Origin of the sequence: Streptomyces sp. PA03-3a, assembly GCF_033792735.1 — a bacterium.
Classification (GTDB): Bacteria; Actinomycetota; Actinomycetes; order Streptomycetales; family Streptomycetaceae; genus Actinacidiphila.
In genome coordinates this window covers 57,004-81,961 of the sequence record NZ_JARAVM010000025.1, presented here as the reverse complement: position 1 = coordinate 81,961, position 24,958 = coordinate 57,004, and the positions used below count along the sequence as shown (strand labels likewise).

Genomic DNA, 24,958 nt, shown 5'->3' with positions numbered 1-24,958 from the left:
CAGTATGTGCGAAGCCCAGGGCGGCCATGCCGCCCTTGCGTCCGAATCTGTCCTGGGTTGCCGCTTCCGTGCGGGCACGCCCGCTGGGTGCCCTAGGTCCGCGGCAGTGCTTCTGCCGCGATTCCCCCCTCGATGACCAGGATGCGGTGCAGCCTTGTGGCGACCAGCAGCCGCTGCATCTGCGCGGGTACGCCCCTCAGGACGAGACGGCGGTCCGCCCGGCCGCAGCGTCGGTGCGCCCCCATGATGACCCCCAGGCCCGTCGCGTCCCACGAGTCGAGTTCGGTCAGGTCGAGCACGAGGTCGCCGTGACCCCCGTCCACCGCGCTGTGCAGGACCTTGCGGGCGTCCGCCGCGGTGCGGACGTCGAGGCGGCCCCCGACGACCAGCTCGGCGTGATCGCCCCTGATGTGCATTACGCCTCCCCGTGAGTGAATGGGTGGAAACTGCCGTGGTTCTACGTAACTGACGGTCCGTCGTACGAAGAGGTTGCCGTCTGTGAGCGAACCGATACCGAATTCACCCTTGCGAGTGACAGGAGAGGTCCGAGGGGCCCAGCCCACCGGGCATCCGCACCGGGCCGGGCCCTTCGGGTTGACGCTCCGTCAGTACCGGTAGAAGCCCTCGCCGCTCTTGCGGCCGAGCGCGCCCGCGTCCACCATGCGCCGCATGAGCTCCGGCGGGGCGAACTTCTCGTCCTGGGACTCGGTGTAGATGTTGTCGGCGGCGTGCAGCAGGATGTCGACGCCGGTGAGGTCGGCGGTCGCCAGCGGGCCCATCGCGTGGCCGAAGCCGAGCTTGCAGGCGACGTCGATGTCCTCGGCCGTGGCGACGCCCGACTCGTAGAGCTTGGTGGCCTCGACGACCAGCGCCGCGATCAGCCGGGTGGTGACGAACCCGGCCACGTCCCGGTTGACGACGATGGTCGTCTTGCCGACCTCCTCGGCGAAGGCCTTGGCGCGCGCCAGGGTCTCGTCACTGGTCTTGTAACCGCGCACCAGCTCGCACAGCTGCATGAGCGGCACCGGGGAGAAGAAGTGGGTTCCGACCACGCTCTCGGGGCGCTCCGTCACCGCGGCGATCTTGGTGATCGGGATGGCAGAGGTGTTGGACGCCAGCACCGCGTCCGCCTTGGCGATCTTGTCGAGGGCGCGGAAGATCTCCTGCTTGACCTCGATCTTCTCGAAGGCGGCCTCAACGACGATGTCGGCGTCGGCGGCCGCGTCCAGGTCGGTGGTGGTGGTGATGCGTGCGAGCGCGGCGGCCGCGTCCTCGGCGGCGAGCCTGCCCTTGGCGACGAACTTCTCGTAGGACGCCTCGATCCCGCCCTTGCCGCGGGCCAGCGCCTCGTCCGTGATGTCACGCAGGACGACCTCGTAACCCGCCTGTGCGGACACCTGCGCGATACCGGAGCCCATCAGGCCGGCTCCGATGACGGCGAGCTTCTTCGCCACGGCACACACCTATCTTCTCGATGCTGTTGCCGGGACCTTAACGTCGCGCCGCGGAGGAGCGCAGCAGGAAGAGAGGCGGGTCACCCTGTGTCCTTCGTCGCACAGTTGAGAGCCCCGGCGCCCAGTTGCTGCCGCACCGCGTCCAGTTTGACCGGGACCGCCCCCGGAGTCCGCATCCGCCTCCCCCGCCGCGGTCCCGCCACGGAGCGCGCCCGGGGCGCGGCCTGACTACGCTCGACACATGGTCAATCTGACGCGCATCTACACGCGGACCGGGGACGACGGCACCACCGCCCTCGGCGACATGAGCCGTACGGCCAAGACCGACAGCCGTATCTCGGCCTACGCGGACGCCAACGAGGCGAACGCCGTGATCGGTGTGGCGCTCGCCCTCGGCGCGCTTCCGCAGGAGGTCGCGACCGTCCTCGTACGGGTCCAGAACGACCTCTTCGACGTCGGCGCCGACCTCGCGACGCCCGTCGCCCCGGACCCCAAGTACCCGCCGCTGCGCGTCGAGCAGTCGTACGTGGACCGGCTGGAGGCGGACTGCGACCGCTTCCTGGAGGACTTGGAGAAGCTGCGCAGCTTCATCCTCCCCGGCGGCACCCCGGGCGCCGCGCTGCTCCACCAGGCGTGCACGGTCGTCCGCCGCGCCGAGCGCTCCACGTGGGCCGCGCTGGAGGAGCACGGCGACACGATGAACCCGCTCACCGCCACCTACCTCAACCGGCTCTCCGACCTGCTGTTCATCCTGGCCCGCACGGCCAACAAGGAGGTCGGCGACGTGCTGTGGGTACCCGGCGAGAACCGCTGACCCGGCGCGCTCAGCCGCGCGGCGAGGCGGCCGGCTCCCGTCTGGGCCAGAGCGTGTAGCTCGCCGCCACGACGGCGTGGATCCCGGCCGCCGCCCCCATCCGCACCTGCCCTCCCCCAGGGCCGCCGTGCGTCCGCCGTCCGCCACGAGCCGGACGGCCAGTTCCAGCAGGGCGGCGGCGACGGCCGTGGAGACCGCGGTACGGCCGAACAGCCGCCACTCGTGCACCGCCCGGGCCCTGCCGTACCTCGGCGCCGGAGGGGGCTTCGGGCCCCCCGCGAAGCGGTGCGCGAAGCGGGCGTCGGCCCAGCGGACGACGCAGTGGCCGTAGCCGGCCGAGAAGCCGACGTAGGCGGCGGCGAGACCGTGACGCGCGGCGGCCGTGCCGCCGTCGCGCAGGTCGGCCACGGCGGCCGCCAGCAGCACCAGGTCCACCAGGGGCACGCACACCAGCAGGGCCGCCCCCGCCCGGGGCCGGCGCAGCAGGTAGCGCACGGCGAGCCCGGCGCCCAGCAGCACCCAGAAGGCGATCTCGCACCCGATGATCAGCGTCACGAGCATGCCGCAAGGCTCCCCCGCCGCCGTCGCGGGGCGCGTCGTCGGCGCTGATGAGACCCGGCTGCATCCTTCGGCGTACGTACCGGCTCCGACCCCCGGTGGACGCGCGTCGTCCGCGCCGCGTGCTGGGATGGGCCCATGACGACCGCCGCCGCCCGACGCCCGCACCGCGACGACGTGCTGATCGCCGTCGCGGGGCTCGCGGGAGGCCTCACGATGTGGGCGTTCGGGCTGTACACCTACTCGGGGAACCATCCGGCGGGCGACCGTGCCTGGCTGCCGCTGCTCCCGCTGGTGGTCATGGCCGGATGTGAACTGCTGCGCCGGACCGCGCCCCGCGTGGCGATCGTCGTCGCTGTGCTCACCCTCTGCGCGGACTTCGTGATCGGTTCCCTGCTGGTGACCGTGCTGATGTTCACCGACCTCGTGTACGCCGCCGTCCTGTACGGACCCAAGCGGCTGACCCGGGTCGTCCCGGTCGGCAGCGTGCTCGGCACGGCCGCGCTCACGGCCACCGCGGTGGCGGTGCACCCGGTCGCCGAGTCCCTGCTGATCGGCGTGGTCGGTGCGCTCGTCTCGGTGGCACCCGCCTCGACGGGCGTGGTCGTACGGCGGCACCGCGACGAGGCCGCCCATGAACGGCTCCGCGCGGAGCAGACCGCGCTCCTCGCCGAGCTGGACCGCCGGGAGGCGGTGGGCCGCGAACGGGCCCGGATGGCCCGCGAACTGCACGACATGGTGGCGGGCCATCTCTCCGCGATCGCCGTCCACTCCACCGCCGCGCTGTCCCTGGACCGCCACGAGGGACCGGCCCGCGAGGCGCTGGCGGTGATCCGCGAGAACAGCGTCGCGGGCCTGTCCGAGATGCGCCGGCTGATCGGGCTGCTGCGCGACTCGGCGGGCGAGGACGGGGTGCCGGCCCCCGTTCCGCGGCTGGCCGGTCTGGACACGCTCGTGGAGCAGATGCGCGCCGCGGCCCCGCACTCGGCCTTCGTGCTGCGCGACGAACGCCCCGAGGGTGCCGCCCCGCTGCCCGCGCCGGTGGAACTCGCGGCGTACCGGATCGTGCAGGAGTCCTTGACCAACGTCCTGAAGCACGCGTCGCCGGGCGAGGTGCCCGTCATGCTGGAACAGGACGGCAGAGCGCTGACGGTGACCGTGGCGAGCCCCTGCCGCAGCGGCGGCACGGCCCACCGCTCCGGTCCCCGGGCCCCCGGCTCGGGCAGCGGCCTCATCGGGATGCGGGAGCGCACCGAACTGCTGGGCGGCACCTTCGAGGCGGGCAGTGAGGGCGCGACGTGGCGGGTGCGGGCGGTACTGCCCATGGAGGGGAACGCATGATCCGGGTGGTCGTCGCCGAGGACCAGTCCGCGGTACGGGCGGGTCTGGTGCTGATACTGCGCTCGGTGCCCGACATCGAGGTGGTCGCCGAGGCGGCCGACGGGGAGGCGGCGGTCCGCCTCGCCCGTGAGCTGCTCCCGGACGTGATCCTCATGGACCTCCAGATGCCCCGGCTGGACGGGGTTTCCGCGACCCGCGAGATCGTCGCGGAAGGGCTGGGCGACGTGCTCGTCCTCACCACGTTCGATCTGGACGAGTACGTCTTCGGGGCGCTGCGCGCGGGCGCCGCCGGATTCCTGCTGAAGGACACCGAGGCGGATCTGCTGATCGAGGGCGTACGGCTGGTGGCGCGCGGCGAGGGAATGATCGCGCCCGCGGTGACCCGCCGGCTGATCGGCGAGTTCGCCCGCCCGCGGCCGCGCCCGGCCGCCGACCGCGCCGTCCTCGGCCCGCTGACACCGCGGGAGCGGGAGGTGCTGGTCTGTGTGGGCGAGGGGCTGTCCAACGCGGAGATCGCGGCACGTCTGGAGATGGCGGAGGCCACGGCGAAGACGCACGTCAGCCGCATGCTGGCCAAGCTGGGGCTGCGCAGCCGCGTGCAGGCAGCGGTGCTCGCGCAGGAACTGGGGCTCCCGAAGCAGTCGTAGGGCCGGGCGGGAGAGGCCGGACCTCCGGCTGGTAGCCCACATTCACCCTCCCCCAGACTCCCTCCGGGGGACCCCCAACCCAGCGGGAAGGCCCGAACAGCCTGCTAGGCCACGTTCACCCTCCCCCAGACTCCGTCCGGGGGGACCCCCAACCAGCGGGAAGGCCCGAACAGCCTGCTAGGCCACGTTCACCCGCTGGCCCGGAGGGGCGGCCTCGAGCCAGGCGAGGAAGCCGGTGAGGGCGTCGTCGCTCATGGCGAGTTCCAGGCGGGTACCGCGGTGCTCGCACACCAGGATGACGGCGTCGGACAGGAGCGCCAGTTCCTCCTGGCCCTCGGGGGCGCGGCGGTGCAGCACCTCGATGGCGGAGCGCTCCAGCACCCGGCGCGGCCGGGGCGCGTAGGAGAAGACCCGGAACCATTCGATCCGGTCACCGCTGTAGCGGGCCACGCCGTACGCCCAGCCCTTGCCGGAGGGTTCGTCGGCGCCGGTGGGCGGCATCCGCAGGCTGCAGTCGAACGTGCCGCCGGGCCGCTGGATCAGCCGGCGCCGCAGCCCGAAGACGAACAGCCCCAGCAGCGCCACCGCCACCAGGGCCCCGCACACCTGAAAAGCGAGGATCACGCCCACCGACCTCCTCGCTCCATGTCACGAATAGGGATACTGCAGCCGCGGGACACCCTCACGGGCCTCCCGCGGCTCATGGCCCAGTGGGCCGGGCGCTCAGCGCGACCCGCTGGTCGCGGCGATCAGCCGGACCTCGGCCCGGCGCTCACCGGCGGCGTCGGCGTCGGCCTTCGCGCGCTCCAGAGCCCGCTCCGCACGCTGGACGTCGATCTCCTCGGCGAGCTCGGCGATCTCCGCCAGCACCGAGAGCTTGTTGTCCGCGAAGGAGATGAAGCCTCCGTGCACCGCCGCGACGACGGTGCCGCCCTCGCTGGTGCGGATCGTCACCGGACCGGACTGGAGCACGCCCAGCAGCGGCTCGTGGTTCGGCATGACGCCGATGTCGCCGGACTCGGTGCGTGCGACGACAAGTGTGGCCTCGCCGGACCAGACACGGCGGTCCGCTGCGACCAGCTCGACGTGCAGCTCAGCCAAGATGGCTCCTCGGGTCGGCACCCACCGCCGTCCGGCGGGTGCATAAAACAAAGGATAACGGGGGTGCGGCAAGGGGGCGGACACAGGGTCCGCCCCCTGCCACGGTGAGCCGTCAGGCGACGGGCGTCAGCTGACGCCGAGCTCGCGGGCGTTGCGCTCGAGGTCCTCGATGCCGCCGCACATGAAGAACGCCTGCTCAGGGAAGTGGTCGTACTTACCGTCGGCGATGGCGTTGAACGCGGAGATCGACTCGTCCAGCGGGACGTCGGAGCCGTCGATACCGGTGAACTGCTTCGCCGCGTGGGTGTTCTGCGACAGGAAGCGCTCGATACGGCGGGCGCGGTGGACGGTGAGCTTGTCCTCCTCGCCCAGCTCGTCGATACCGAGGATCGCGATGATGTCCTGGAGGTCCTTGTACTTCTGCAGGATCCCCTTGACGCGCATGGCGCACTCGTAGTGGTCCGCCGCGATGTAGCGGGGGTCCAGGATGCGGGACGTCGAGTCCAGCGGGTCGACCGCCGGGTAGATGCCCTTCTCCGAGATCGGACGCGACAGAACGGTCGTCGCGTCCAGGTGGGCGAAGGTGGTCGCCGGGGCCGGGTCGGTCAGGTCGTCCGCGGGGACGTAGATCGCCTGCATCGAGGTGATCGAGTGACCACGGGTCGAGGTGATGCGCTCCTGGAGGAGGCCCATCTCGTCCGCGAGGTTCGGCTGGTAACCCACCGCGGAGGGCATGCGGCCGAGCAGCGTGGAGACCTCGGAGCCGGCCTGCGTGAAGCGGAAGATGTTGTCGATGAAGAACAGCACGTCCTGCTTCTGCACATCGCGGAAGTACTCCGCCATGGTCAGACCGGCCAGGGCCACGCGCAGACGGGTGCCCGGGGGCTCGTCCATCTGGCCGAAGACCAGGGCGGTCTTGTCCAGAACGCCGGACTCCTCCATCTCCTGGATGAGGTCGTTGCCCTCACGGGTGCGCTCGCCGACGCCGGCGAACACGGAAACGCCCTCGTGCAGCTTCGCCACACGCATGATCATTTCCTGGATGAGGACGGTCTTGCCGACACCGGCGCCACCGAACAGACCGATCTTGCCGCCCTTGACGTAAGGGGTCAGCAGGTCGACGACCTTCAGGCCGGTCTCGAACATCTCGGTCTTGGACTCGAGGTCCTCGAACTTCGGCGCCTTGCGGTGGATCGTCCAGCGCTCGCCGACGTTGGCGTTCTCCTCGGGGACGTTCAGCACCTCACCGAGGGTGTTGAACACCTTGCCCTTGGTGAAGTCGCCGACCGGGACGGTGATGCCCGTGCCCGTGTCGGTCACCACGGCCTGGCGGACCAGACCGTCGGTGGGCTGCATGGAGATGGCGCGGACCAGGCCGTCACCCAGGTGCTGGGCGACCTCGAGGGTCAGCGTCTTCTTCTTGCCGTCCTCGGCCGGGTCGGCGACCTCGACGGTGAGGGCGTTGTAGATCTCCGGCATCGCGTCGACGGGGAACTCCACGTCGACGACCGGGCCGATGACCCGGGCGACGCGGCCCGTGGCAGCGGCCGTCTCAACAGTGGTGGTCATGTTTAGTCACTCCCCGCAGACGCGTCGGCCAGGGCGCTGGAGCCACCGACGATCTCGCTGATTTCCTGGGTGATTTCGGCCTGGCGGGCCTGGTTGGCAAGCCGCGTGAGCGTCTTGATGAGCTCCTCGGCGTTGTCGGTCGCCGACTTCATCGCCCGGCGGCGGGCAGCGTGCTCGGAAGCGGCACCCTGCAGCAGCGCGTTGAAGATCCGGCTCTCGACGTACCGCGGCAGCAGCGCGTCCAGGACGCCCTCCGCCGACGGCTCGAAGTCGTACAGGGGGAGGATCTCCCCCTCCTTGCGGGCCTCGCCACCGGTGGCGTCGTCCAGGGACAGCGGCAACAGCCGCTTCTCCACCGGCGCCTGCGTCAGCATCGACACGAACTCCGTGAAGACGATGTGCAGTTCGTCGACGCCGCCCTCGGCCGTGTCCTTGAGGACCTGGTCGATCAGCGGGTCGGCCACCGACTTGGCGTCCGCGTACACCGGCTTGTCGGTGAACCCGGTCCACGAGCCGGCGATCGGGCGCTCGCGGAAGCCGTAGTACGCCACGCCCTTGCGGCCGATGAGGTAGTGCACGACCTCCTTGCCCTCCGCGCGCAGCCGCTCGGTGAGCCGGTCGGCAGCCTTGATCGCGTTGGACGAGTAGCCGCCGGCCAGACCGCGGTCGCTCGTGACGAGCAGCACCGCGGCGCGGGTCGGGTTCTCGGCCTCGGTGGTCAGCGGGTGGTTCGTGTTGGAACCGGTCGCGACCGCCGCCACCGCGCGGGTGAGCTCATCGGCGTACGGGGACGATGCCGCGACCTGGCGCTGGGCCTTGACGATCCGGGACGCGGAGATCATCTCCATCGCCTTCGTGATCTTCTTGGTCGCGGTGACTGTCTTGATGCGGCGCTTGTATACCCGAAGCTGGGCGCCCATGCTCAGCCCTCACCCAGCAGCTTGCCGTCCGAGGTCTCGAACTGCTTCTTGAACTCCACGACCGCGTCGGTCAGGGCCTCGACCGTGTCGTCGCCGAGCTTGCCGGTCTCGGCGATGCTCAGCAGCAGGTCCTTCTTCTCACGGCGGAGGTAGTCCAGCAGCTCGCGCTCGAAGCGGCGGATGTCCTCGACCGGGACGTCGTCCAGCTTGCCGGTGGTGCCGGCCCAGATGGAGACGACCTGGTCCTCGATCGGGAACGGCGCGTACTGGCCCTGCTTGAGCAGCTCGACCATGCGCTTGCCGCGCTCCAGCTGCGCCTTGGAGGCCGCGTCCAGGTCGGAACCGAAGGCGGCGAACGCCTCCAGCTCGCGGTACTGGGCGAGGTCCACGCGCAGGCGGCCGGCGACCGACTTCATGGCCTTGATCTGCGCCGAGCCACCGACTCGGGAGACCGAGATACCGACGTTCAGCGCCGGGCGCTGGCCCGCGTTGAACAGGTCGGACTCCAGGAAGCACTGGCCGTCGGTGATGGAGATGACGTTGGTCGGGATGAACGCCGACACGTCGTTGGCCTTGGTCTCGACGACCGGCAGACCGGTCATCGAGCCGGCACCCAGCTCGTCGGAGAGCTTGGCGCAACGCTCCAGCAGACGGGAGTGCAGGTAGAAGACGTCACCCGGGTAGGCCTCACGGCCCGGCGGGCGGCGCAGCAGGAGGGAGACGGCACGGTAGGCGTCGGCCTGCTTGGACAGGTCGTCGAAGACGATCAGGACGTGCTTGCCCTGGTACATCCAGTGCTGGCCGATGGCCGAGCCGGTGTACGGGGCGAGGTACTTGAAGCCGGCCGGGTCGGACGCCGGGGCCGCCACGATCGTGGTGTACTCCAGGGCGCCGGCCTCCTCCAGCGAGGCGCGCACGCCCGCGATGGTGGAGCCCTTCTGACCGATGGCGACGTAGATGCAGCGGACCTGCTTCTTCGGGTCGCCGGAACGCCAGTTGTCACGCTGGTTGATGATCGTGTCGATCGCCAGGGCCGTCTTGCCGGTCTGACGGTCGCCGATGATCAGCTGACGCTGGCCGCGGCCGATCGGGGTCATCGCGTCGACCGCCTTGAGGCCGGTCTGCATCGGCTCGTGGACGGACTTACGGGCCATGACGCCGGGAGCCTGCAGCTCCAGGGCGCGGCGGCCCTCGGTCTCGATCTCGCCGAGGCCGTCGATCGGGTTGCCGAGCGGGTCGACGACGCGACCCAGGTATCCCTCGCCGACGGCGACCGAGAGCACCTCACCGGTGCGCTGCACCGGCTGGCCCTCTTCGATGCCGCTGAACTCGCCGAGGACGATCGCGCCGATCTCGCGCTCCTCCAGGTTGAGGGCGAGACCGAGGGTGCCGTCCTCGAACTTCAGCAGTTCGTTCGCCATCGCCGAGGGGAGACCCTCGACCTTGGCGATACCGTCGCCGGCCAGGCTGACCGTTCCGACCTCCTCGCGCGAGGCCGCGTCCGGCTGGTACGACTGGACAAAGTTCTCCAGCGCGTCCCGGATCTCCTCCGGCCGGATCGTGAGCTCCGCCATCTGGGTTCCCTGCTCTCCTTGTTGGGCCCGAAGTATTCGCTACGGCCCAACTCGGGCCGCTGGTACTGCTCTTTGAGTTGGTGGCTGGTTCAGCCGGCCATCCGGCGGCTCGCCTCTTCGAGGCGGTCCGCGATGGTCCCGTCGATGACCTCGTCGCCGACCCGAACCGAGATGCCGCCGCGGACCGCGGGGTCCACGTCGAGGTTCAGGTGCACCTGCCGGCCGTAGATCGTGGCCAGCGCGGCGCCGAGGCGCTGCTTCTGCCGGTCGTTCAGCGGTACCGCCGACACCACGACCGCAACCGTGCGGTTACGGCGCGTGGCCGCCAGCTTGGACAGGGCGTCGATCCCTGCCTCCAGGCTACGGCCTCGCGGGTGGGTCACGAGACGGACGACGATCCGCTCCGTGACCGGGTTGGCACGGCCGCCCAGCAGCGAGTGCAGCAGGGCCGCCTTGGCCTGGCCGCCCGCGGCGCGGTCGGTCAGCGCCGCCCGCAGCTCGCTGCTGCCGGAGACGATGCGGCCGAAGCGGAACAGCTCGTCCTCGACGTCGTCGAGGTGGCCCGCCCGCTCCGCGGCGATCAGGTCGGCGCCGTAGGACAGCTCCTCCAGCGCGTCGACCAGGTCACGCGACTGCGACCAGCGGCTGCGGACCATGCCCGAGACCAGATCGGACGTCTCGCCGCCGATCTGCCCGCCGAGGACCGCCTGCGCCAGGCCCGCCTTGGCCTCCCCCGGCTGGGCCGGGTCGGTCAAGGCGCGGCGCAGCGAACCCTCGCGGTCGAGCAGCCCCGTGACGGCGGCCAGCTCCTCGGCGAGCTTCGCCGCGTCGACGGACGTGCTGTCCGTCACCGCGTCGAGGCGCTCGCGCGCGGTGGCCAGTGCCTCGCGGCTCGCTCCGTTCATCGCGCGGCCTCGGCCTTCTCCTCGAGCTCGTCGAGGAAGCGGTCGATCACGCGACTCTGGCGGGCGGTGTCCTCGAGGGACTCACCGACGATCTTGCCGGCCAGGTCGGTGGCGAGCTTGCCGACGTCCTGGCGCAGCGCGTGCGCGGCGGACCGGCGGTCGGCCTCGATCTGGGCGTGACCGGCGGCGATGATCTCCTCGCGCTGCCGCTGGCCTTCCGCACGCATCTCGGCGATGAGCGCGGCGCCCTGCTCCTGCGCCTCCTGGCGCAGACGCGCGGCCTCGTGGCGGGCCTCGGAGAGCGACTGCTTGTACTCCTCGAGGGTCCGCTGAGCCTCGGCCTGTGCGGCCTCGGCCTTCTCCATGCCGCCCTCGATGGCCTCGCGGCGCTCGTCCAGAACCTTGTTGATGTTCGGGAGGAGCTTCTTGGCGAGGAAGAAGAAGACGATGGCGAAGGCGATGAGACCGATGACGAGCTCTGGGATCGGCGGGATGAGGGGGTTCTCCGCCTCCTCGGCCGCCAGCTGTGCCAGGGCGTTCACATCAGTGCCTTCCGTCGAAAGGGGTTGGTCTCGTCAGCCCGGACTCAGGAGGTCGGGTAGACGAACGGCATGACCAGACCGATCAGCGCGAGCGCCTCACAGAAGGCGAAGCCGAGGATCTGGTTGGCACGGATCAGGCCGGCGGCCTCGGGCTGACGGGCGAGCGCCTGCGTACCGTTGCCGAAGATGATGCCGATGCCGACGCCGGGGCCGATGGCCGCGAGGCCGTAGCCGATGGAGCCCAGGTTGCCGAGGATCTGGGTGGCGGCGAGGTTCACAGCGGACATGCTGTTTCTTCCTTCTCTTTCACGGACCGGTGGGGGTTGGCCACCGGACAATCGGGGGGCTGTGCGTCGTGCGGCTGCTCAGTGGTGCTCGGCGAGCGCGCCCTGCACGTAGGAGCAGGCCAGCAGCACGAAGACGTACGCCTGGACGGCCTGGATGAAGAGCTCGAAGGCGGTCATGACGATGACCATCACGAACGAGACGCTGGCGTAGGCGATGCCGATCCCGTTGAGCAGGTACCAGCTGGCGATGGTGAACAGCAGCAGCAGGACGTGCCCGGCGAACATGTTCGCGAAGAGTCGCACGGCGTGCGTGAACGGCCGCACGATGACGTTGGAGAGGAACTCCAGGCCGACGACCATCGGCAGCACCGCGCCGAGGTTCTTGTCGTAGCCGGTGATGTTCTTCCAGCCGCCGACGAAGCCGTGCTTCTTGAAGGTCAGCGACATCCACGTGATGTACACGATCGCGGCGAGCGCGGCCGGGTAGCTGATGATCGCCGTCACGGGGAACTGGGCGATCGGCACGATCGACCACAGGTTCATGATCCAGACGAAGAAGAACAACGCGACCATGAAGGGCACGTACTTCTCGCCGTCCCGCTTGCCGATCGTCTCGTAGACGATGCCGCGGCGGACGAAGTCGTAGCCGGCCTCGGCGACCATCTGCAGCTTGCCCGGCACGATCTTCGGCTTGGCGAACGCAGCCCAGAAGAAACCGACGATCACGATGCTGCCGAGCAGCGCCAGCAGCATCGTCTTGTTGAAGTAGACGCTGCTGTCCCCGTCGCCGATCAGCGGCTTGAAGAGGAAGGAGTGCAGGCCGGGGGCCGGGAAGCCGCACCCGTCGAAGATGTGGCAGTTCGTCTCGAAGGCGAGCGTCGTTACATCACTCACCGAGAGCTCCTTCAGCGTGGCGCATAGGTACGGCAACCTCTACGTGTCGGCGCGGCACACGGCCACGGAACGGCACTGGACTGGTCTGACGGATGTGGGGGCGGCGGGTGGGCGCTGAGCCGAAGGGCTGTTGCGAAGGCATGACTGCCACCCGCGCCAGCTCTGCCGCAGTTGAGACCGGACGATAGCAAACGAGCGGAAGTCCGCCTGCACCGGCCCTGCTTTTCACGGTGAAGTTCCGGCGGAGCCGGGCTCCACGTACAGCATCTTGGTCTTCATATGAGCACGTGCCTGGGCGGCGATCCACACCAGGGTCGTGCCGAGCAGGGTGAAGGCGAACACCTGGGTGTCGAAGAGCGTCGTGTTCTTGAACACGGCCAGCACGATGGCGAGCAGCAGCAGCTGCACGGTGTAGAGCATCAGGCCCATCGCCTGGAACAGCGTGGGATAGGAACGGGCGGTGCGCTGAAGCACCGTCAGACCGATTCCCATGAACGCGATCACCACCACCGCGCCGAAGCCCGCGCCGATCGCGCCCTTGCCGCCCGCGAGCACGCTGGAGACAGCGACCGCGATCACCCCCGCGGCTACGGCGGGCACGGCGCAGTTCAGAAGCGTTCGGACGTCGTTGGACTGCATGGCGGCAGCTCCTCCGGCGAGGTTGGGAGTACAGGGGTCGTCGAGGACGAGGGTAGCCCGGCGGCGAGGACATGCCTCACGCCGGAAGACCATCGCACTAGGGTCTTTCGGCTTGATTCCGGGTTCTCGTGAACGGTATCACAAACTATTTGATGAGGTCTTTACCCGGTTCGTGTGTGACCTGTCACACGGAAGAAGTACCTCTCGCGGAGTCTTCCGGACGCCTCTCGACGGCTGTGCTAAAGAGCGTTCGGCCTACGGATGGCTGCCCGAACCGCGGCCGGCGTCCACCAGGGACCGCGCGCTGAGCGCCGTAGCGCCGTTGACGCCGGGGGCCTCCCCCGCGGCGATGGTGGCCGCGGCGGCGTCGTGGGCCTCTCGCGCGGCCTCCGCCCGGGTACGGCGGTACCGCGGCGGGACGAACGCCTCGGCCCAGCGCGGGGCCCGGGGGCGGAAACGCGGCATGAGCAGCGCGAGCAGCCCCATGGCGCTCAGCACGACGATGCTCAGGACGATCAGCAGGCTGGAGGAGTTGACCGAGAAGGCGACGGCGCCGAAGGAGATCAGCGCGGACCAGAAGTACATGATCCACACGGCCCGGCTGTGCGAGTGGCCGATGTCCAGCAGCCGGTGGTGGAGGTGTCCGCGGTCGGCGGCGAACGGCGACTGCCCGTTCCAGGTGCGGCGCACGATGGCCAGCACCAGGTCGGCCGCCGGGATCGCGATGAGCGTCAGCGGCAGCAGCAGGGGGAGGTAGAACGGCACCATGAAGTGCGTGGTGTCCCGGGTCGAACCGGTGAGGTTGGTGATGGCGTCGGGGTCGGTCTGACCGGTGATCGAGATGGCGCCGGAGGCCAGCACCAGGCCGATCAGCATCGAGCCCGAGTCGCCCATGAAGATCCGCGCGGGATGCAGGTTGTGCGGCAGGAAGCCCAGGCACATCCCGATGAGGATGGCGCTGAACAGCGTCGCCGGGGCGGCCGCCTCGATGCCGTAGCCGTACCAGATGCGGTACGCGTACATGAAGAAGGCGATCGCGGCGATGCACACCATTCCGGACGCGAGTCCGTCGAGTCCGTCGACGAAGTTGACCGCGTTGATCGTGATCACGACCAGCGCCACGGTCAGCAGGGTCGACTGCACCGGTGTGAGCGCGACGATGCCCTTGCCCGGGATCGGCAGCCACAGCACGGTGAGGCCCTGCAGCACCATCACACCGGCCGCGATCATCTGCGCGCCCAGCTTGATCAGGGCGTCCACGCCCCACTTGTCGTCCAGCACGCCCAGCAGCCAGATGAGCCCGGCGCCCGAGAGCAGCGCCCGGGGCTCGTTGGAGAGCTCGAAGACGCTCTTGAGGTTGGTCAGGTGGGCCGCCACCAGCAGGCCCGCGCACAGGCCGCCGAACATGGCGATGCCGCCGAGGCGCGGCGTGGGTTCGCGATGGACGTCGCGGTCGCGGATCTCGGGCATGGCCCCTGCCGCGATGGCGAACTTCCGCACCGGCCCCGTGAGGAGGTAGGTCACGGCTGCTGCGACACACAGGGTCAAGAGGTACTCGCGCACGGGCACACCCTATTCGCGTCCGGGTGTCGACTGTAAACACAGACGAAGACTCACAGCGGGTACCCAGGGTTGCACATGCCACCCACCGGGGTGGCCCGGCCCCCCTGTGAAGCGCGTCTCAGCCGGGGTACGGGGGGAAGCCCTCCACCAGTTCGGCGACCTCGCCGGCCAGTCCCCGCTCCTCCCGCAGCGCGCGCACGATCAGGTCCGCGACCTGCGGCATCTGCTCCTCGCGCATCCCCTGGGTGGTCACCGACGCGGTGCCCAGGCGGATTCCGGAACCGGCGGTGCAGGGCTCCGTGTCGTACGGCAGCGTGTACTTGTCCAGCACGATCCCGGCGGCCGCGCACAGTCCGCGGGCGCGCATACCGGTGACGCCCAGGGCCGACACGTCCGCGGCGATCAGATGGGTGTCCGTGCCGCCGGTGGCGATGCGCGGGCCCTGCGCGGCGAGCGCGCCGGCGAGCGTGCGGGCGTTGGCGACGACCTGGTGCGCGTAGAGCGCGAACTCCGGCCGCGCCGCCTCGGCGAGGGCCGCCGCCTTCGCGGCGACGGCGTGCATGTGCGGACCGCCCTGCGAGAAGGGGAAGACCGCCCGGTCGATGCGCTGGGCCAGGTCCGCGCCGCACAGGACGAGCCCGCCGCGCGGTCCGCGCAGCGTCTTGTGCGTGGTCGCGCACACCACGTCCGCGTACGGCACCGGGTTGGGCGCGGCGCCGCCGGCGACCAGGCCCAGCGTGTGCGCGGCGTCCACGATCAGGTACGCGCCGACGTCGTCGGCGATCTCCCTGAAGGCGGCGTAGTCGATGTGCCGGGGATAGGCGATCCCGCCGCAGACGATCGCCTTCGGGCGGTGCCGGTGGGCCAGGTCCCGCACCTGCGCGTAGTCGATCAGGCCGCCCTCCTCGAAGGTCTCGCCCCGCGTCACCCCGTATCCGACGATGCGGAACCAGCGGCCGGAGAAGTTCGACTCGGACCCGTGGGTGAGGTGGCCGCCGTGGGCCAGCGACATCGCCAGGACGGTGTCCCCTGGGACCAGGAGGGCCGCGTAGGCGGCCAGCACGGCCGAGGAGCCGGAGTAGGGCTGCACGTTCGCGTGCGCGGCTCCGAACAGCCGTGTGGCCCTTTCCACGGCCAGCCGCTCGGCCAGGTCCACCAGCTCGCACCCGGCGTGGTGGCGGTGGCCGGGGTATCCCTCGGCGTACTTGTTGGCCAGCGGTGAGCCGAGCGCCGTCAGGACGGCCGGGGAGGTGAAGTTCTCACCCGCGATCAACTGCAGGCACGAGGCCTGCCGCTGGGCTTCCCCGAGGAGGATGTCGGCCAGCTCCGGGTCATGGGCGCGCAGCTCGTCGAGGCCGGGGCCCCCGGCCGGGAGCGTGGGGGTGACTATGTGGGGTGAAGACGCTTCCGCGGTGGGCATGGCGGCGCTCCCGGGGGCGGCTGGGAAGGTTCTCACCTGCCACTGTTGCATCCTTCCGGACATTTCGCGCCGCGTTGTGCTCCACCGGGGGCCGGGTGGTCGCCGCGGGCCGCGCCACCGTGCCCCGGGAGCCCGCCCGAAGGGCCGTCCGCGACTCGGGGAGACCTTCCGCCCCCGGGGTCAGGCGGTGGGCGCCGGAACCCCGGTGAGCGCCGTCAGGACCGGGTCCAGCGCGTCGTGGATCTCCTCGCCGATGCTGCGGAAGAACGTCAGCGGGGCGCCGTACGGGTCGTACACCTCGTCCGCGTCGGCGGTGGGCGCCAGCAGCCACCCGCGCAGGGCCGCGGCGGCGCGCACCAGGGACCGCGCGCGCTCGGTCACGCTGCCCTCCGGCAGCGTCGCCGGGTCTATCGCCTTCACCAGCCGGGTGAACTCCTTCAGCGTGAAGGTGCGCAGACCCGCCGCGTGCCCCATGGAGATCACCTGGGCGCGGTGGTCGCGGGTCGCGGTCAGCACGAGGTCGGCGTCGATCACGTGGTCGTCGAGGAGCTCGCGCCCGAGGAAGCCGACCGGGTCGGCGGAGTACTCGGCGAGCACCGTCGCCGCGTGCGCCTCCATCGGCGCGCCCTCGTGTCCCCAGGTGCCGGCGCTCTCCACGATGATCCCGGCGGCGCCGTCACCGAGCCGCAGCGTCAGCTCGTGCCGGGTCAGCCGCTCGGCCATCGGCGAGCGGCAGACGTTGCCGGTGCAGACGTGGAGGATGCGGAACGGGCGCTCGCCGTGATCCCACTGCCCGGGTATGGGCGGTGTCAATTGCCGACCTCCAGGTCGGGTACGACCTCACGGAGCTGCTCCGCGCTGATCGCGCCCGCCCGCAGCAGGACGGGCACCTTGCCGGTGACGTCCACGATGGAGGACGGAACGGCCGCGGGCGTCGGGCCGCCGTCGAGGTAGATCGCGACGGAGTCGCCGAGCATCTCCTGCGCCGCGTCGCAGTCCTGCGGCGAGGGGTGACCGGTCAGGTTGGCGCTGGAGACGGCCATGGGGCCGGTCTCGGTCAGCAGCTCGATGGCGACCGGGTGCAGCGGCATGCGGACGGCGACGGTGCCGCGGGTGTCCCCCAGGTCCCACTGGAGCGACGGCTGGTGACGGGCGACGAGGGTGAGCGCGCCCGGCCAGAACGCGTCGACCAGCTCCCAGGCCTGCTCGCTGAAGTCGGTGACCAGGCCGTGCAGGGTGTTCGGGGAGCCGACCAGGACGGGCGAGGGCATGTTGCGGCCCCGGCCCTTGGCCTCCAGCAGGTCGCCGACGGCCTCGGTGTTGAACGCGTCCGCGCCGATCCCGTAGACGGTGTCGGTGGGCAGCACCACGAGCTCGCCGCGGCGTACGGCGGACGCGGCCTCGCGCAGTCCGGCGATCCGGTCCGTCGCGTCCGAGCAGTCGTAACGCCGTGCCATCAGCAGACCTCCATGACGTGCGGCGCCGTGGTCACGGCGTCGCCTTGCGGGCAGTGGTGAACCGGGGACGGTTGTTGAGGTCGGGGTGGTCGGCGGCGTCCGCCCAGCCGGCCTCCTCGGTGAAGATCCAGGGCACCTGGCCGCCCTGGGTGTCGGCGTGCTCGATGACGACGACCCCGCCCGGGCGCAGCAGCCGGTGCGCGGTGCGCTCGATGCCGCGGATGGTGTCGAGGCCGTCCTCGCCGGAGAACAGCGCCATCCCGGGGTCGTGGTCGCGGGCCTCCGGCGCCACGTACTCCCATTCGGTGAGCGGGATGTAGGGCGGGTTGGAGATCACCAGGTCGACCTGGCCGTCGAGGTCCTGGAAGGCCTCCAGGGCATCGCCCTGCCGCAGGTCGACCTTGCTGCCCTCGACGTTCTTGCGGGCCCACACCAGCGCCTCGTCGGACAGCTCCACCGCGTGCACCCGGCTGCGCGGCACCTCCTGCGCCAGGGCGAGCGCGATGGCGCCCGAACCGGTGCACAGGTCGACGATGAGCGGCTCGGCGACGTCCATGGCGCGTACCGCGTCTATGGCCCACCCGACGACCGACTCGGTCTCCGGGCGGGGCACGAAGACCCCGGGGCCGACCTGGAGCTCCAGGTACCGGAAGAACGCCCGGCCCGTGATGTGCTGCAGCGGCTCGCGGGCCTCGCGGCGGGCCACGGCCTCCCAGTAGCGCGCGTCGAAGTCGGCGTCGGCGACGGTGTGCAGCGCGCCGCGCTTCACCCCGTGCACATACGCCGCGAGCTCCTCGGCGTCGAACCGCGGCGAGGGAACGCCGGCGTCGGCCAGCCGCTGGGTCGCCTGGGCGACCTCGGCGAGCAGCAGGTTCACGTTCTCCGCCTCCGGTTCAGCTTCCGTCGCCCGCGGCGGCCAGCTTGGCCGCCGAGTCGGCGTCGACACACGCCTGGATGACCGCGTCCAGTTCGCCGTCGAGGACCTGGTCCAAGTTGTACGCCTTGAAGCCGACGCGGTGGTCCGAGATGCGGTTCTCCGGGAAGTTGTAGGTGCGGATGCGCTCGCTGCGGTCCACCGTCCGCACCTGGCTGCGGCGGGCGTCGGAGGCCTCGCGCTCGGCCTCCTCCTGCGCGGCGGCCAGCAGCCGGGAGCGCAGGATGCGCATCGCCGACTCCTTGTTCTGCAGCTGGCTCTTCTCGTTCTGGCAGGAGACGACCAGCCCGGAGGGCAGGTGGGTGATGCGCACCGCGGAGTCGGTGGTGTTGACCGACTGGCCGCCGGGGCCCGAGGAGCGGTAGACGTCGATCCGCAGGTCGTTGGGGCCGATCTCGACCTCGACCTCGTCGGCCTCGGGGGTCACCAGCACACCGGCGGCGGAGGTGTGGATGCGGCCCTGGGACTCGGTGGCCGGCACGCGCTGGACGCGGTGCACGCCCCCCTCGTACTTCAGCCGTGCCCAGACGCCCTGACCGGGCTCGGTGGCGCCGTTGCCGCCCTTGGTCTTCACCGCGACCTGGACGTCCTTGTAGCCGCCGAGGTCGGAGGCGTTGGCGTCGATGATCTCGGTCTTCCAGCCCTGGCGCTCGGCGTAGCGCAGGTACATGCGCAGGAGGTCGCCGGCGAACAGCGCGGACTCCTCGCCGCCCTCACCCGCCTTGACCTCCAGGATCACGTCCTTGTCGTCGCTGGGGTCGCGCGGGACGAGCAGCAGCCGCAGGCGCTCGGTGAACTCCTCGCGCTGCTTCTCCAGCTCCTTCACCTCGGCGGCGAAGTCGGGGTCGTCCGCGGCCAGTTCGCGCGCGGTGCCGATGTCGTCGCCGGTCTGCTTCCAGCCGCGGTAGGTGCCGATGATGGGGGTCAGCTCCGCGTAGCGCTTGTTGAGCTTGCGCGCGTTGGCCTGGTCGGCGAAGACCGCCGGGTCGGCAAGCTTCTTCTCGAGGTCGGCGTACTCGCCGATCAGTTCCTCGACCGCCTCGAACATCAGGATCCCTGCTTCTGGAAGGGGTGGACGCCGGTGGACCAGCCTGGGACGACAAAGCGCCGGTCCGGCCGCCGGAGGATATCCGGACGGCCGTGGACCGGCGCTTTCGGGTCGCTACTTCTTGGCGGACCCGGCCGCCTTGCCGAAGCGGGCCTCGAAGCGGGCCACACGGCCACCGGTGTCGAGGATCTTCTGCTTGCCCGTGTAGAACGGGTGGCACGCGGAGCAGACGTCGGCACGGATGACGCCGTCCTTCACGGTGCTGCGGGTGGTGAACGAGGCGCCGCAGGTGCAGCTGACCTGGGTCTCCACGTACTCCGGGTGGATGTCGCGCTTCAAGGGGTTCTCCTAGTGTTCGGGAGGGTCCCGGGTCGTGCCGCGGGCTTGCGTCACGTGAACCGGGGCCGACGTACCAGTCTGCCAGCACTGGCCGCATCTGCCCAAACCGGGGGCCGCGGTGATCTATTCCGGTCCGCCGCCGGACGGCTGCGAGGAGCCCCTGACCACGCCGTTCGTGTCGACGTCGTCACCCGCCGAGCCCTTGGTGGCGGACCTGGGGATCGGTTTGTCGGCCCGCAGCGCCGACCAGACCTGCTCCGCCTGGTCGGTGATCGGCAGGACGCGGTTGGGGTCCGCGGGGTCGTAGCGCACCGGCATGGTGACCATGCCGATGTCCTTGGACCCCAGCCCCTTCAGGCTCTCCCCGAGGCCGACCAGCTTCTTGACGGACGCCAGCTCCGAGTCGGTGGTGATGGCGCCGGTTGCGGTGTCGGCGATCTCGTAGAGCCGGGTCGGCGAGCTCAGCAGCCCGATGCCGTTCACCCGGTCCACCAGGGCCTTCAGGAAGGCCTGCTGCAGCTTTATCCGGCCCAGGTCGCTGCCGTCCCCCACCCCGTGCCGGGTGCGCACCAGGCCGAGGGCCTGCTTGCCGTCGAGGTGGTGGGTGCCGGCGGGCAGGTGCAGGTGGCTGCGGTCGTCGCTGATGGCCTGGCTGGTGGTGACGGTGACCCCGCCGAGGGCGTCGATCAGGTGCTGGAAGCCGGAGAAGTCGATCTCGATGTAGTGGTCCATGCGGATGCCGGTCATCGTCTCGGCCGTCTTGACGGCACAGGCCGGGCCGCCGATCGCGTACGCCTCGTTGAACATCTCGCCGCTGCGGGGCGGGGCGGTGCCGCCGCCGGGCTCGGCGCAGGCGGGCCGGTCGACGAGGGTGTCGCGGGGGATGCTGACCACGCTCGCCCGGTCGTGCCCCTGGTAGACGTGGACGATCATCGCGGTGTCGGAGCGGGCGGTGCCGTCGTCCGTACCGCCGCCGGCCTTCTGGTTGCTGCCCGAACGGGAGTCGGAACCGAGGACGAGGATGTCCATCGAGCCGTTGTCGACGTCGGCCGGCCGGTCGCGCCCGAGGAGGGCGTTGATGTCGATGCCCCTGATGTTGCCGTTGAGCTTGAGGTAGAGGCATCCGACGGCGGTGGTGGTCAGCAGCAGGAACGTCGCCACGACCCAGGCGGTGATCCGCAGGGCCCGCCGGCGCGGGCCGCGCAGGCGCCGCCGGGCGGCTCGTCCCTCGTCCGCGTGCTCGGGCATCGGCTCCTCTGTTCTGATCGGCTCCCCATGATGGGGGTACCCGCTCCCGTGCCCGATCAGCCACGCGAGGGGGTGCCCGCAGGGCAATGACAGCGGGTCCGGGGCCGCCCCGCCGCGGGACGCGCCGGACACCGCCGCAGGTGAGAGCCATCCGGTCGGTGCCGCGGCGGGCTCGGACGGCCGCCGCGTACGACGGAAGGCCGGTCCCGTCACCGAAGTGACCGGACCGGCCTTCTGGGCCGTGCCGACGCCGGGGCGTCAGTCGTTGTTGCCACCCGGGGTGGTCTTGGCGATCTGCATCAGGAACTCGGCGTTGGACTTGGTCTGCTTCATCTTGTCCAGCAGCAGCTCGATCGCCTGCTGCGAGTCGAGCGCGTGCAGCACCCGGCGCAGCTTCCAGGTGATGTTCAGCTCGTCCGGGGCCAGCAGGATCTCCTCCTTGCGGGTACCGGACGGGTCGACGTCCACCGCCGGGAAGATCCGCTTGTCCGCGAGCTTCCGGTCGAGCTTGAGCTCCATGTTGCCGGTGCCCTTGAACTCCTCGAAGATCACCTCGTCCATGCGCGAGCCGGTCTCGACCAGCGCGGTGGCCAGGATGGTCAGCGAGCCGCCGTCCTCGATGTTGCGCGCGGCACCGAAGAAGCGCTTCGGCGGGTACAGCGCGGTCGAGTCGACACCACCGGACAGGATGCGGCCGGAGGCGGGCGCCGCGAGGTTGTACGCGCGGCCCAGACGGGTGATGGAGTCCAGCAGGACGACGACGTCGTGGCCCAGCTCCACCAGCCGCTTGGCGCGCTCGATGGCGAGCTCCGCGACGGTGGTGTGGTCCTCGGCCGGACGGTCGAAGGTCGAGGAGATGACCTCGCCCTTCACCGACCGCTGCATGTCGGTGACCTCTTCCGGACGCTCGTCGACGAGGACGACCATCAGGTGGCACTCGGGGTTGTTGCGGGTGATCGCGTTGGCGATCGCCTGCATGATGATCGTCTTACCGGTCTTCGGCGGGGCCACGATCAGGCCGCGCTGGCCCTTTCCGATCGGGGCGACCAGGTCGATGATCCGGGTGATCAGCTGGCCGGGCTCGTTCTCCAGCCGCAGCCGCTCCTGCGGGTACAGCGGGGTGAGCTTGTTGAACTCCGGGCGGCCGCGGCCGCTCTCCGGCGCCATGCCGTTGACGGAGTCCAGGCGCACCAGCGCGTTGAACTTCTCGCGGCGCTCGCCGTCCTTCGGCTGGCGGACGGCACCCGTGACGTGGTCGCCCTTGCGCAGGCCGTTCTTGCGGACCTGGGCGAGCGAGACGTACACGTCGTTCGGACCGGGCAGGTAGCCGGAGGTCCGGATGAACGCGTAGTTGTCGAGGATGTCCAGGATGCCAGCGACCGGGATCAGGACGTCGTCGTCGGCGACCTGCGGCTCGCCCGCGAAGTCCTCGCGGCGGTTGCCGCCCCGGCCGCGGCGGTCGCGGTAACGGCCCCTGCGGCGGCGGCCGCCGCCCTCGCCGTCGTCGTAGTCGTCCTGGCCACCCTGGCCGCCCTGCGGGCCGCCGCCCTGCTGCTGACGCTGCTGGCCGCCGTCCTGCTGCTGACGCTGCTGGCCGCCGTCCTCGCCGCCCTTGCGGCGGTCGCGCTGCCGGTCCCGCTGACGGTCGCGGCGGCTCTCGCGGCGGTCGTCGCCGCCCTTGCCGTCACCGGACTTGCCCTCGGCGCTGTCCACGGCGGCCTCGGCACGGCCCTCGGCGGACTGCTCGGACCTGGCGGACTCCGCCTTGCCCTTGGCCGCGGGTGCGGCCTTCTCGCCGGCCGGCTGGCCGGGGATCTCGATCTGCTTCTGCTGCTGCTCGGCGGCCTGGCCGCCGGCCTCGGCGGATTCACCCGTACGGGTACGCGAGGTGGCCCGGCGCTTCGGCTTCTCGGCGGCGGGCGCGCCCTCGGCGGCGGAGGCCTTGGCGCCGCCGCCGGACTGCGCGGCCTTGATGGTCTCGATGAGCTGGCTCTTGCGCATCCGAGCGGTGCCCTTGATGCCGAGACCGGAGGCGAGCTGCTGCAGCTCGGCCAGGACCATGCCCTCAAGACCGGTACCCGCGCGACGGCGCCGCGCGGCGGGGGCAGTGGCAGCACCGGTGGCAGGCGCGGCAGCATCGGACGCGGCGACAGGGCTGTCTGCGCGTACGCCCATCAGATCGGTGGTGTCGCTCACGAAGGGTCCTTCCCTGGAGCGGACGTCGGCCTGTCTGGCTCGGCGACCGGTCGTGCTGTCCGGATCCGGTCCTTATCACTTGCGCCGGACCCGGGGCGGTGGTCCGCCTGATGGCGGAGGAGATGATGTGGAACAAAAAAACACAGTTACCGGCGAGGTGAGAGTTCACTCTCGGGTGAAATGTCACCCGCGCCGTCTCCGGAGCGTGCTCGGCACTGCCCAGGCAGGCTGCCTATGCGGTGTGGGAGGCTCCCGGAAGAATGGGCGGTCCCGATGCGGGACACAAGGCACCGGGACAACAGGTACAACAGGCGGGTGCCTGAGTCCACGGGTGCAGCAATGAGATTAACACTACCGGATCCAACAAACATTCCCCCTCTCTACGACCGGCAATCGTGTCACTGCCCCACAGCGAGCGGCAGCACACTCGCCCCCGCCGCGTCGAGGGCCAGACGGTTCGCCGCCCACCCCTCGCCCGCCAGCCGGGAGACCTTGTCGGCGGTTTCCTCGTCCGCCAGCGCGAGCACCGTGGGTCCCGCACCCGAGATGACAGCGGGGACGCCTTCGGCGCGCAGTCGGTTCACCAGTGCCGTGCTCTCCGGCATCGCGGGCGCCCGGTACTCCTGGTGCAACCGGTCCTCGGTGGCGGGCAGCAGCAGGTCGGGCCGCCGGGTGAGGGCCTCGACGAGGAGCGCGGCACGTCCCGCGTTGACCGCCGCGTCCACGTGCGGGACGGTGCGCGGCAGCAACCCCCGGGCGGTCTCGGTCAGCAGCGGCCTGCCCGGCACGAAGACCACCGGAACGACCGACCCGGCGGGGTCCATCCGGACCGCGTGGGCGGCGCCGCCCTCGGTCCAGGCCAGCGTGAAGCCGCCGAGCAGACAGGCGGCGACGTTGTCCGGGTGGCCCTCGATCTCGTTCGCCAGCTCCAGCAGCGCGGCGTCGTCGAGCTTGTCCTGCCCGCCTATCGTCACCGCGCGGGCGGCCATGATGCCGGCGCAGATGGCGGCGGAGGAGGAGCCCAGGCCGCGGCCGTGCGGAATGCGGTTGGCGCACACCACCTCGAGGCCGCGCGGCTGTCCGCCGAGCAGGTCGAAGGCGGTCCGCAGGGACCGTACGACCAGGTGGTTCTCGTCGCGGGAGAGCGAGTCGGCGCCTTCGCCGGCGATGTCGACGTGCAGACCGGAGTCGGCCACCCGGACCACGACGTCGTCGTAGAGTCCGAGCGCCAGGCCGAAGGCGTCGAAGCCCGGTCCGAGATTGGCGCTGGTCGCGGGGACGCGCACTCGGACGGCGGCGGCGCGGAAGGCTGGTCCGGCCATCGTTCGATGACTCTCCTTGTTTCACGGGCGTTTCTGCCTCGCGATGCCGCGGCATCGTTGCCGTACGGCGGCGAGGACTTGGGGGACCGTACCAAGGGGATCCCGCGAGGAGGATGCCAATGGCATGGGCCAGAACGGCGTGCGGCGGCGCCGGTGTGGGGTCAGCCTATCGAAGGAAGGTTCTCC

25 protein-coding genes are annotated in these 24,958 nt (G+C 70.8%); 3 read left to right on the top strand and 22 right to left on the bottom strand.

Annotated features, from left to right (window positions below; all coding sequences use genetic code 11):
* Positions 1-92: 92 nt before the first annotated feature.
* Positions 93-416 (bottom strand): STAS domain-containing protein, encoded by a 324-nt coding sequence (locus PV342_RS27570; protein WP_018563514.1) that lies wholly within the window; start codon positions 414-416, stop codon positions 93-95.
* Between the two features lie 189 nt (positions 417-605).
* Positions 606-1,454: a 3-hydroxyacyl-CoA dehydrogenase family protein gene (locus PV342_RS27565; protein WP_500319026.1), complete on the bottom strand. Its 849-nt coding sequence runs from the start codon at positions 1,452-1,454 to the stop codon at positions 606-608.
* 241 nt (positions 1,455-1,695) lie between these two features.
* Between PV342_RS27565 and PV342_RS27560 the strand changes: the two genes are divergently transcribed.
* From PV342_RS27560 to PV342_RS27550, 3 genes are all read left to right on the top strand, one after another.
* The gene (locus PV342_RS27560) at positions 1,696-2,268 is read left to right on the top strand and encodes a cob(I)yrinic acid a,c-diamide adenosyltransferase (protein WP_386995076.1); all 573 of its coding nucleotides are present in this window, start codon (positions 1,696-1,698) and stop codon (positions 2,266-2,268) included.
* 696 nt (positions 2,269-2,964) lie between these two features.
* Positions 2,965-4,167, top strand: coding sequence for a sensor histidine kinase (locus tag PV342_RS27555; RefSeq protein ID WP_500319024.1), 1,203 nt, complete (start codon positions 2,965-2,967; stop codon positions 4,165-4,167).
* Positions 4,164-4,814: a response regulator gene (locus tag PV342_RS27550; RefSeq protein WP_400805689.1), complete on the top strand. Its 651-nt coding sequence runs from the start codon at positions 4,164-4,166 to the stop codon at positions 4,812-4,814. Before PV342_RS27555 ends, PV342_RS27550 begins: the two co-directional genes overlap by 4 nt.
* Before the next feature lie 177 nt (positions 4,815-4,991).
* Here PV342_RS27550 and PV342_RS27545 read toward each other — a convergent pair whose 3' ends face one another.
* The 20 genes from PV342_RS27545 to thrB form a co-directional block, all read right to left on the bottom strand.
* Positions 4,992-5,438, bottom strand: coding sequence for a DUF2550 domain-containing protein (locus tag PV342_RS27545; protein WP_026251814.1), 447 nt, complete (start codon positions 5,436-5,438; stop codon positions 4,992-4,994).
* 99 nt (positions 5,439-5,537) lie between these two features.
* A complete protein-coding gene (locus tag PV342_RS27540) occupies positions 5,538-5,918 on the bottom strand; it encodes a F0F1 ATP synthase subunit epsilon (RefSeq protein ID WP_026251815.1) in 381 nt (126 codons plus the stop codon).
* A 123-nt stretch (positions 5,919-6,041) separates the two neighbouring features.
* Positions 6,042-7,484 (bottom strand): F0F1 ATP synthase subunit beta, encoded by a 1,443-nt coding sequence (gene atpD, locus PV342_RS27535; RefSeq protein WP_018563522.1) that lies wholly within the window; start codon positions 7,482-7,484, stop codon positions 6,042-6,044.
* 2 nt (positions 7,485-7,486) lie between these two features.
* Complete coding sequence (locus tag PV342_RS27530) at positions 7,487-8,404, bottom strand: F0F1 ATP synthase subunit gamma (RefSeq protein ID WP_386995070.1); 918 nt, start codon at positions 8,402-8,404, stop codon at positions 7,487-7,489.
* Between the two features lie 2 nt (positions 8,405-8,406).
* On the bottom strand, positions 8,407-9,978 hold the full coding sequence (gene atpA / locus PV342_RS27525; RefSeq protein ID WP_018563524.1) for a F0F1 ATP synthase subunit alpha: 1,572 nt from the start codon (positions 9,976-9,978) through the stop codon (positions 8,407-8,409).
* Between the two features lie 89 nt (positions 9,979-10,067).
* Positions 10,068-10,883 carry a F0F1 ATP synthase subunit delta gene (locus tag PV342_RS27520; protein WP_018563525.1) on the bottom strand — a complete coding sequence of 272 codons (816 nt, stop codon included), beginning with the start codon at positions 10,881-10,883 and terminating at the stop codon, positions 10,068-10,070.
* On the bottom strand, positions 10,880-11,425 hold the full coding sequence (locus tag PV342_RS27515) for a F0F1 ATP synthase subunit B (RefSeq protein ID WP_018563526.1): 546 nt from the start codon (positions 11,423-11,425) through the stop codon (positions 10,880-10,882). Before PV342_RS27515 ends, PV342_RS27520 begins: the two co-directional genes overlap by 4 nt.
* A 44-nt stretch (positions 11,426-11,469) precedes the next feature.
* Positions 11,470-11,712: an ATP synthase F0 subunit C gene (atpE, locus tag PV342_RS27510; RefSeq protein WP_018563527.1), complete on the bottom strand. Its 243-nt coding sequence runs from the start codon at positions 11,710-11,712 to the stop codon at positions 11,470-11,472.
* Between the two features lie 78 nt (positions 11,713-11,790).
* Positions 11,791-12,621, bottom strand: coding sequence for a F0F1 ATP synthase subunit A (atpB, locus tag PV342_RS27505; protein WP_026251816.1), 831 nt, complete (start codon positions 12,619-12,621; stop codon positions 11,791-11,793).
* Positions 12,622-12,831: 210 nt separating this feature from the next.
* Positions 12,832-13,245 (bottom strand): Cg1360 family ATP-synthase-associated protein, encoded by a 414-nt coding sequence (locus tag PV342_RS27500; RefSeq protein WP_326572402.1) that lies wholly within the window; start codon positions 13,243-13,245, stop codon positions 12,832-12,834.
* A gap of 255 nt (positions 13,246-13,500) precedes the next feature.
* The gene (locus tag PV342_RS27495) at positions 13,501-14,808 is read right to left on the bottom strand and encodes an MraY family glycosyltransferase (protein ID WP_386995067.1); all 1,308 of its coding nucleotides are present in this window, start codon (positions 14,806-14,808) and stop codon (positions 13,501-13,503) included.
* A gap of 118 nt (positions 14,809-14,926) precedes the next feature.
* Positions 14,927-16,228 (bottom strand): serine hydroxymethyltransferase, encoded by a 1,302-nt coding sequence (gene glyA, locus PV342_RS27490; RefSeq protein ID WP_386995065.1) that lies wholly within the window; start codon positions 16,226-16,228, stop codon positions 14,927-14,929.
* 180 nt (positions 16,229-16,408) lie between these two features.
* Positions 16,409-17,041: an arsenate reductase/protein-tyrosine-phosphatase family protein gene (locus tag PV342_RS27485; protein ID WP_354797540.1), complete on the bottom strand. Its 633-nt coding sequence runs from the start codon at positions 17,039-17,041 to the stop codon at positions 16,409-16,411.
* A complete protein-coding gene (locus PV342_RS27480) occupies positions 17,038-17,685 on the bottom strand; it encodes an L-threonylcarbamoyladenylate synthase (protein ID WP_329185691.1) in 648 nt (215 codons plus the stop codon). The genes PV342_RS27485 and PV342_RS27480 overlap by 4 nt, the downstream gene beginning before the upstream one ends.
* Positions 17,686-17,716: 31 nt before the next feature.
* Entirely contained in the window at positions 17,717-18,562 is an 846-nt protein-coding gene (gene prmC / locus PV342_RS27475; protein WP_018563534.1) for a peptide chain release factor N(5)-glutamine methyltransferase, read from the bottom strand.
* A 16-nt stretch (positions 18,563-18,578) separates the two neighbouring features.
* Positions 18,579-19,667 carry a peptide chain release factor 1 gene (gene prfA, locus PV342_RS27470; RefSeq protein WP_400805683.1) on the bottom strand — a complete coding sequence of 363 codons (1,089 nt, stop codon included), beginning with the start codon at positions 19,665-19,667 and terminating at the stop codon, positions 18,579-18,581.
* Positions 19,668-19,781: 114 nt separating this feature from the next.
* Positions 19,782-20,006 (bottom strand): 50S ribosomal protein L31, encoded by a 225-nt coding sequence (gene rpmE / locus PV342_RS27465; RefSeq protein ID WP_018563536.1) that lies wholly within the window; start codon positions 20,004-20,006, stop codon positions 19,782-19,784.
* Positions 20,007-20,129: 123 nt separating this feature from the next.
* Positions 20,130-21,254, bottom strand: a complete 1,125-nt coding sequence (locus PV342_RS27460; RefSeq protein ID WP_500319018.1) for an LCP family protein — start codon at positions 21,252-21,254, stop codon at positions 20,130-20,132.
* A 258-nt stretch (positions 21,255-21,512) separates the two neighbouring features.
* Positions 21,513-23,450: a transcription termination factor Rho gene (gene rho, locus PV342_RS27455; RefSeq protein WP_386995062.1), complete on the bottom strand. Its 1,938-nt coding sequence runs from the start codon at positions 23,448-23,450 to the stop codon at positions 21,513-21,515.
* A gap of 398 nt (positions 23,451-23,848) precedes the next feature.
* Entirely contained in the window at positions 23,849-24,772 is a 924-nt protein-coding gene (gene thrB, locus PV342_RS27450) for a homoserine kinase (RefSeq protein ID WP_329185695.1), read from the bottom strand.
* Between the last annotated feature and the right edge of the window lie 186 nt (positions 24,773-24,958).

Coding starts and splice junctions, on each gene's coding strand:
- PV342_RS27555 (WP_500319024.1), top strand. CDS start 2,965: ATGACGACCGCCGCCGCCCGACGCCCGCACCGCGACGACGTGCTGATC.
- PV342_RS27520 (WP_018563525.1), bottom strand. CDS start 10,883: ATGAACGGAGCGAGCCGCGAGGCACTGGCCACCGCGCGCGAGCGCCTC.
- PV342_RS27480 (WP_329185691.1), bottom strand. CDS start 17,685: ATGGCACGGCGTTACGACTGCTCGGACGCGACGGACCGGATCGCCGGA.
- PV342_RS27530 (WP_386995070.1), bottom strand. CDS start 8,404: ATGGGCGCCCAGCTTCGGGTATACAAGCGCCGCATCAAGACAGTCACC.
- PV342_RS27500 (WP_326572402.1), bottom strand. CDS start 13,245: ATGCAGTCCAACGACGTCCGAACGCTTCTGAACTGCGCCGTGCCCGCC.
- atpD (WP_018563522.1), bottom strand. CDS start 7,484: ATGACCACCACTGTTGAGACGGCCGCTGCCACGGGCCGCGTCGCCCGG.
- PV342_RS27460 (WP_500319018.1), bottom strand. CDS start 21,254: ATGCCCGAGCACGCGGACGAGGGACGAGCCGCCCGGCGGCGCCTGCGC.
- thrB (WP_329185695.1), bottom strand. CDS start 24,772: ATGGCCGGACCAGCCTTCCGCGCCGCCGCCGTCCGAGTGCGCGTCCCC.
- glyA (WP_386995065.1), bottom strand. CDS start 16,228: ATGCCCACCGCGGAAGCGTCTTCACCCCACATAGTCACCCCCACGCTC.
- atpA (WP_018563524.1), bottom strand. CDS start 9,978: ATGGCGGAGCTCACGATCCGGCCGGAGGAGATCCGGGACGCGCTGGAG.
- prfA (WP_400805683.1), bottom strand. CDS start 19,667: ATGTTCGAGGCGGTCGAGGAACTGATCGGCGAGTACGCCGACCTCGAG.
- PV342_RS27560 (WP_386995076.1), top strand. CDS start 1,696: ATGGTCAATCTGACGCGCATCTACACGCGGACCGGGGACGACGGCACC.
- PV342_RS27570 (WP_018563514.1), bottom strand. CDS start 416: ATGCACATCAGGGGCGATCACGCCGAGCTGGTCGTCGGGGGCCGCCTC.
- atpE (WP_018563527.1), bottom strand. CDS start 11,712: ATGTCCGCTGTGAACCTCGCCGCCACCCAGATCCTCGGCAACCTGGGC.
- PV342_RS27550 (WP_400805689.1), top strand. CDS start 4,164: ATGATCCGGGTGGTCGTCGCCGAGGACCAGTCCGCGGTACGGGCGGGT.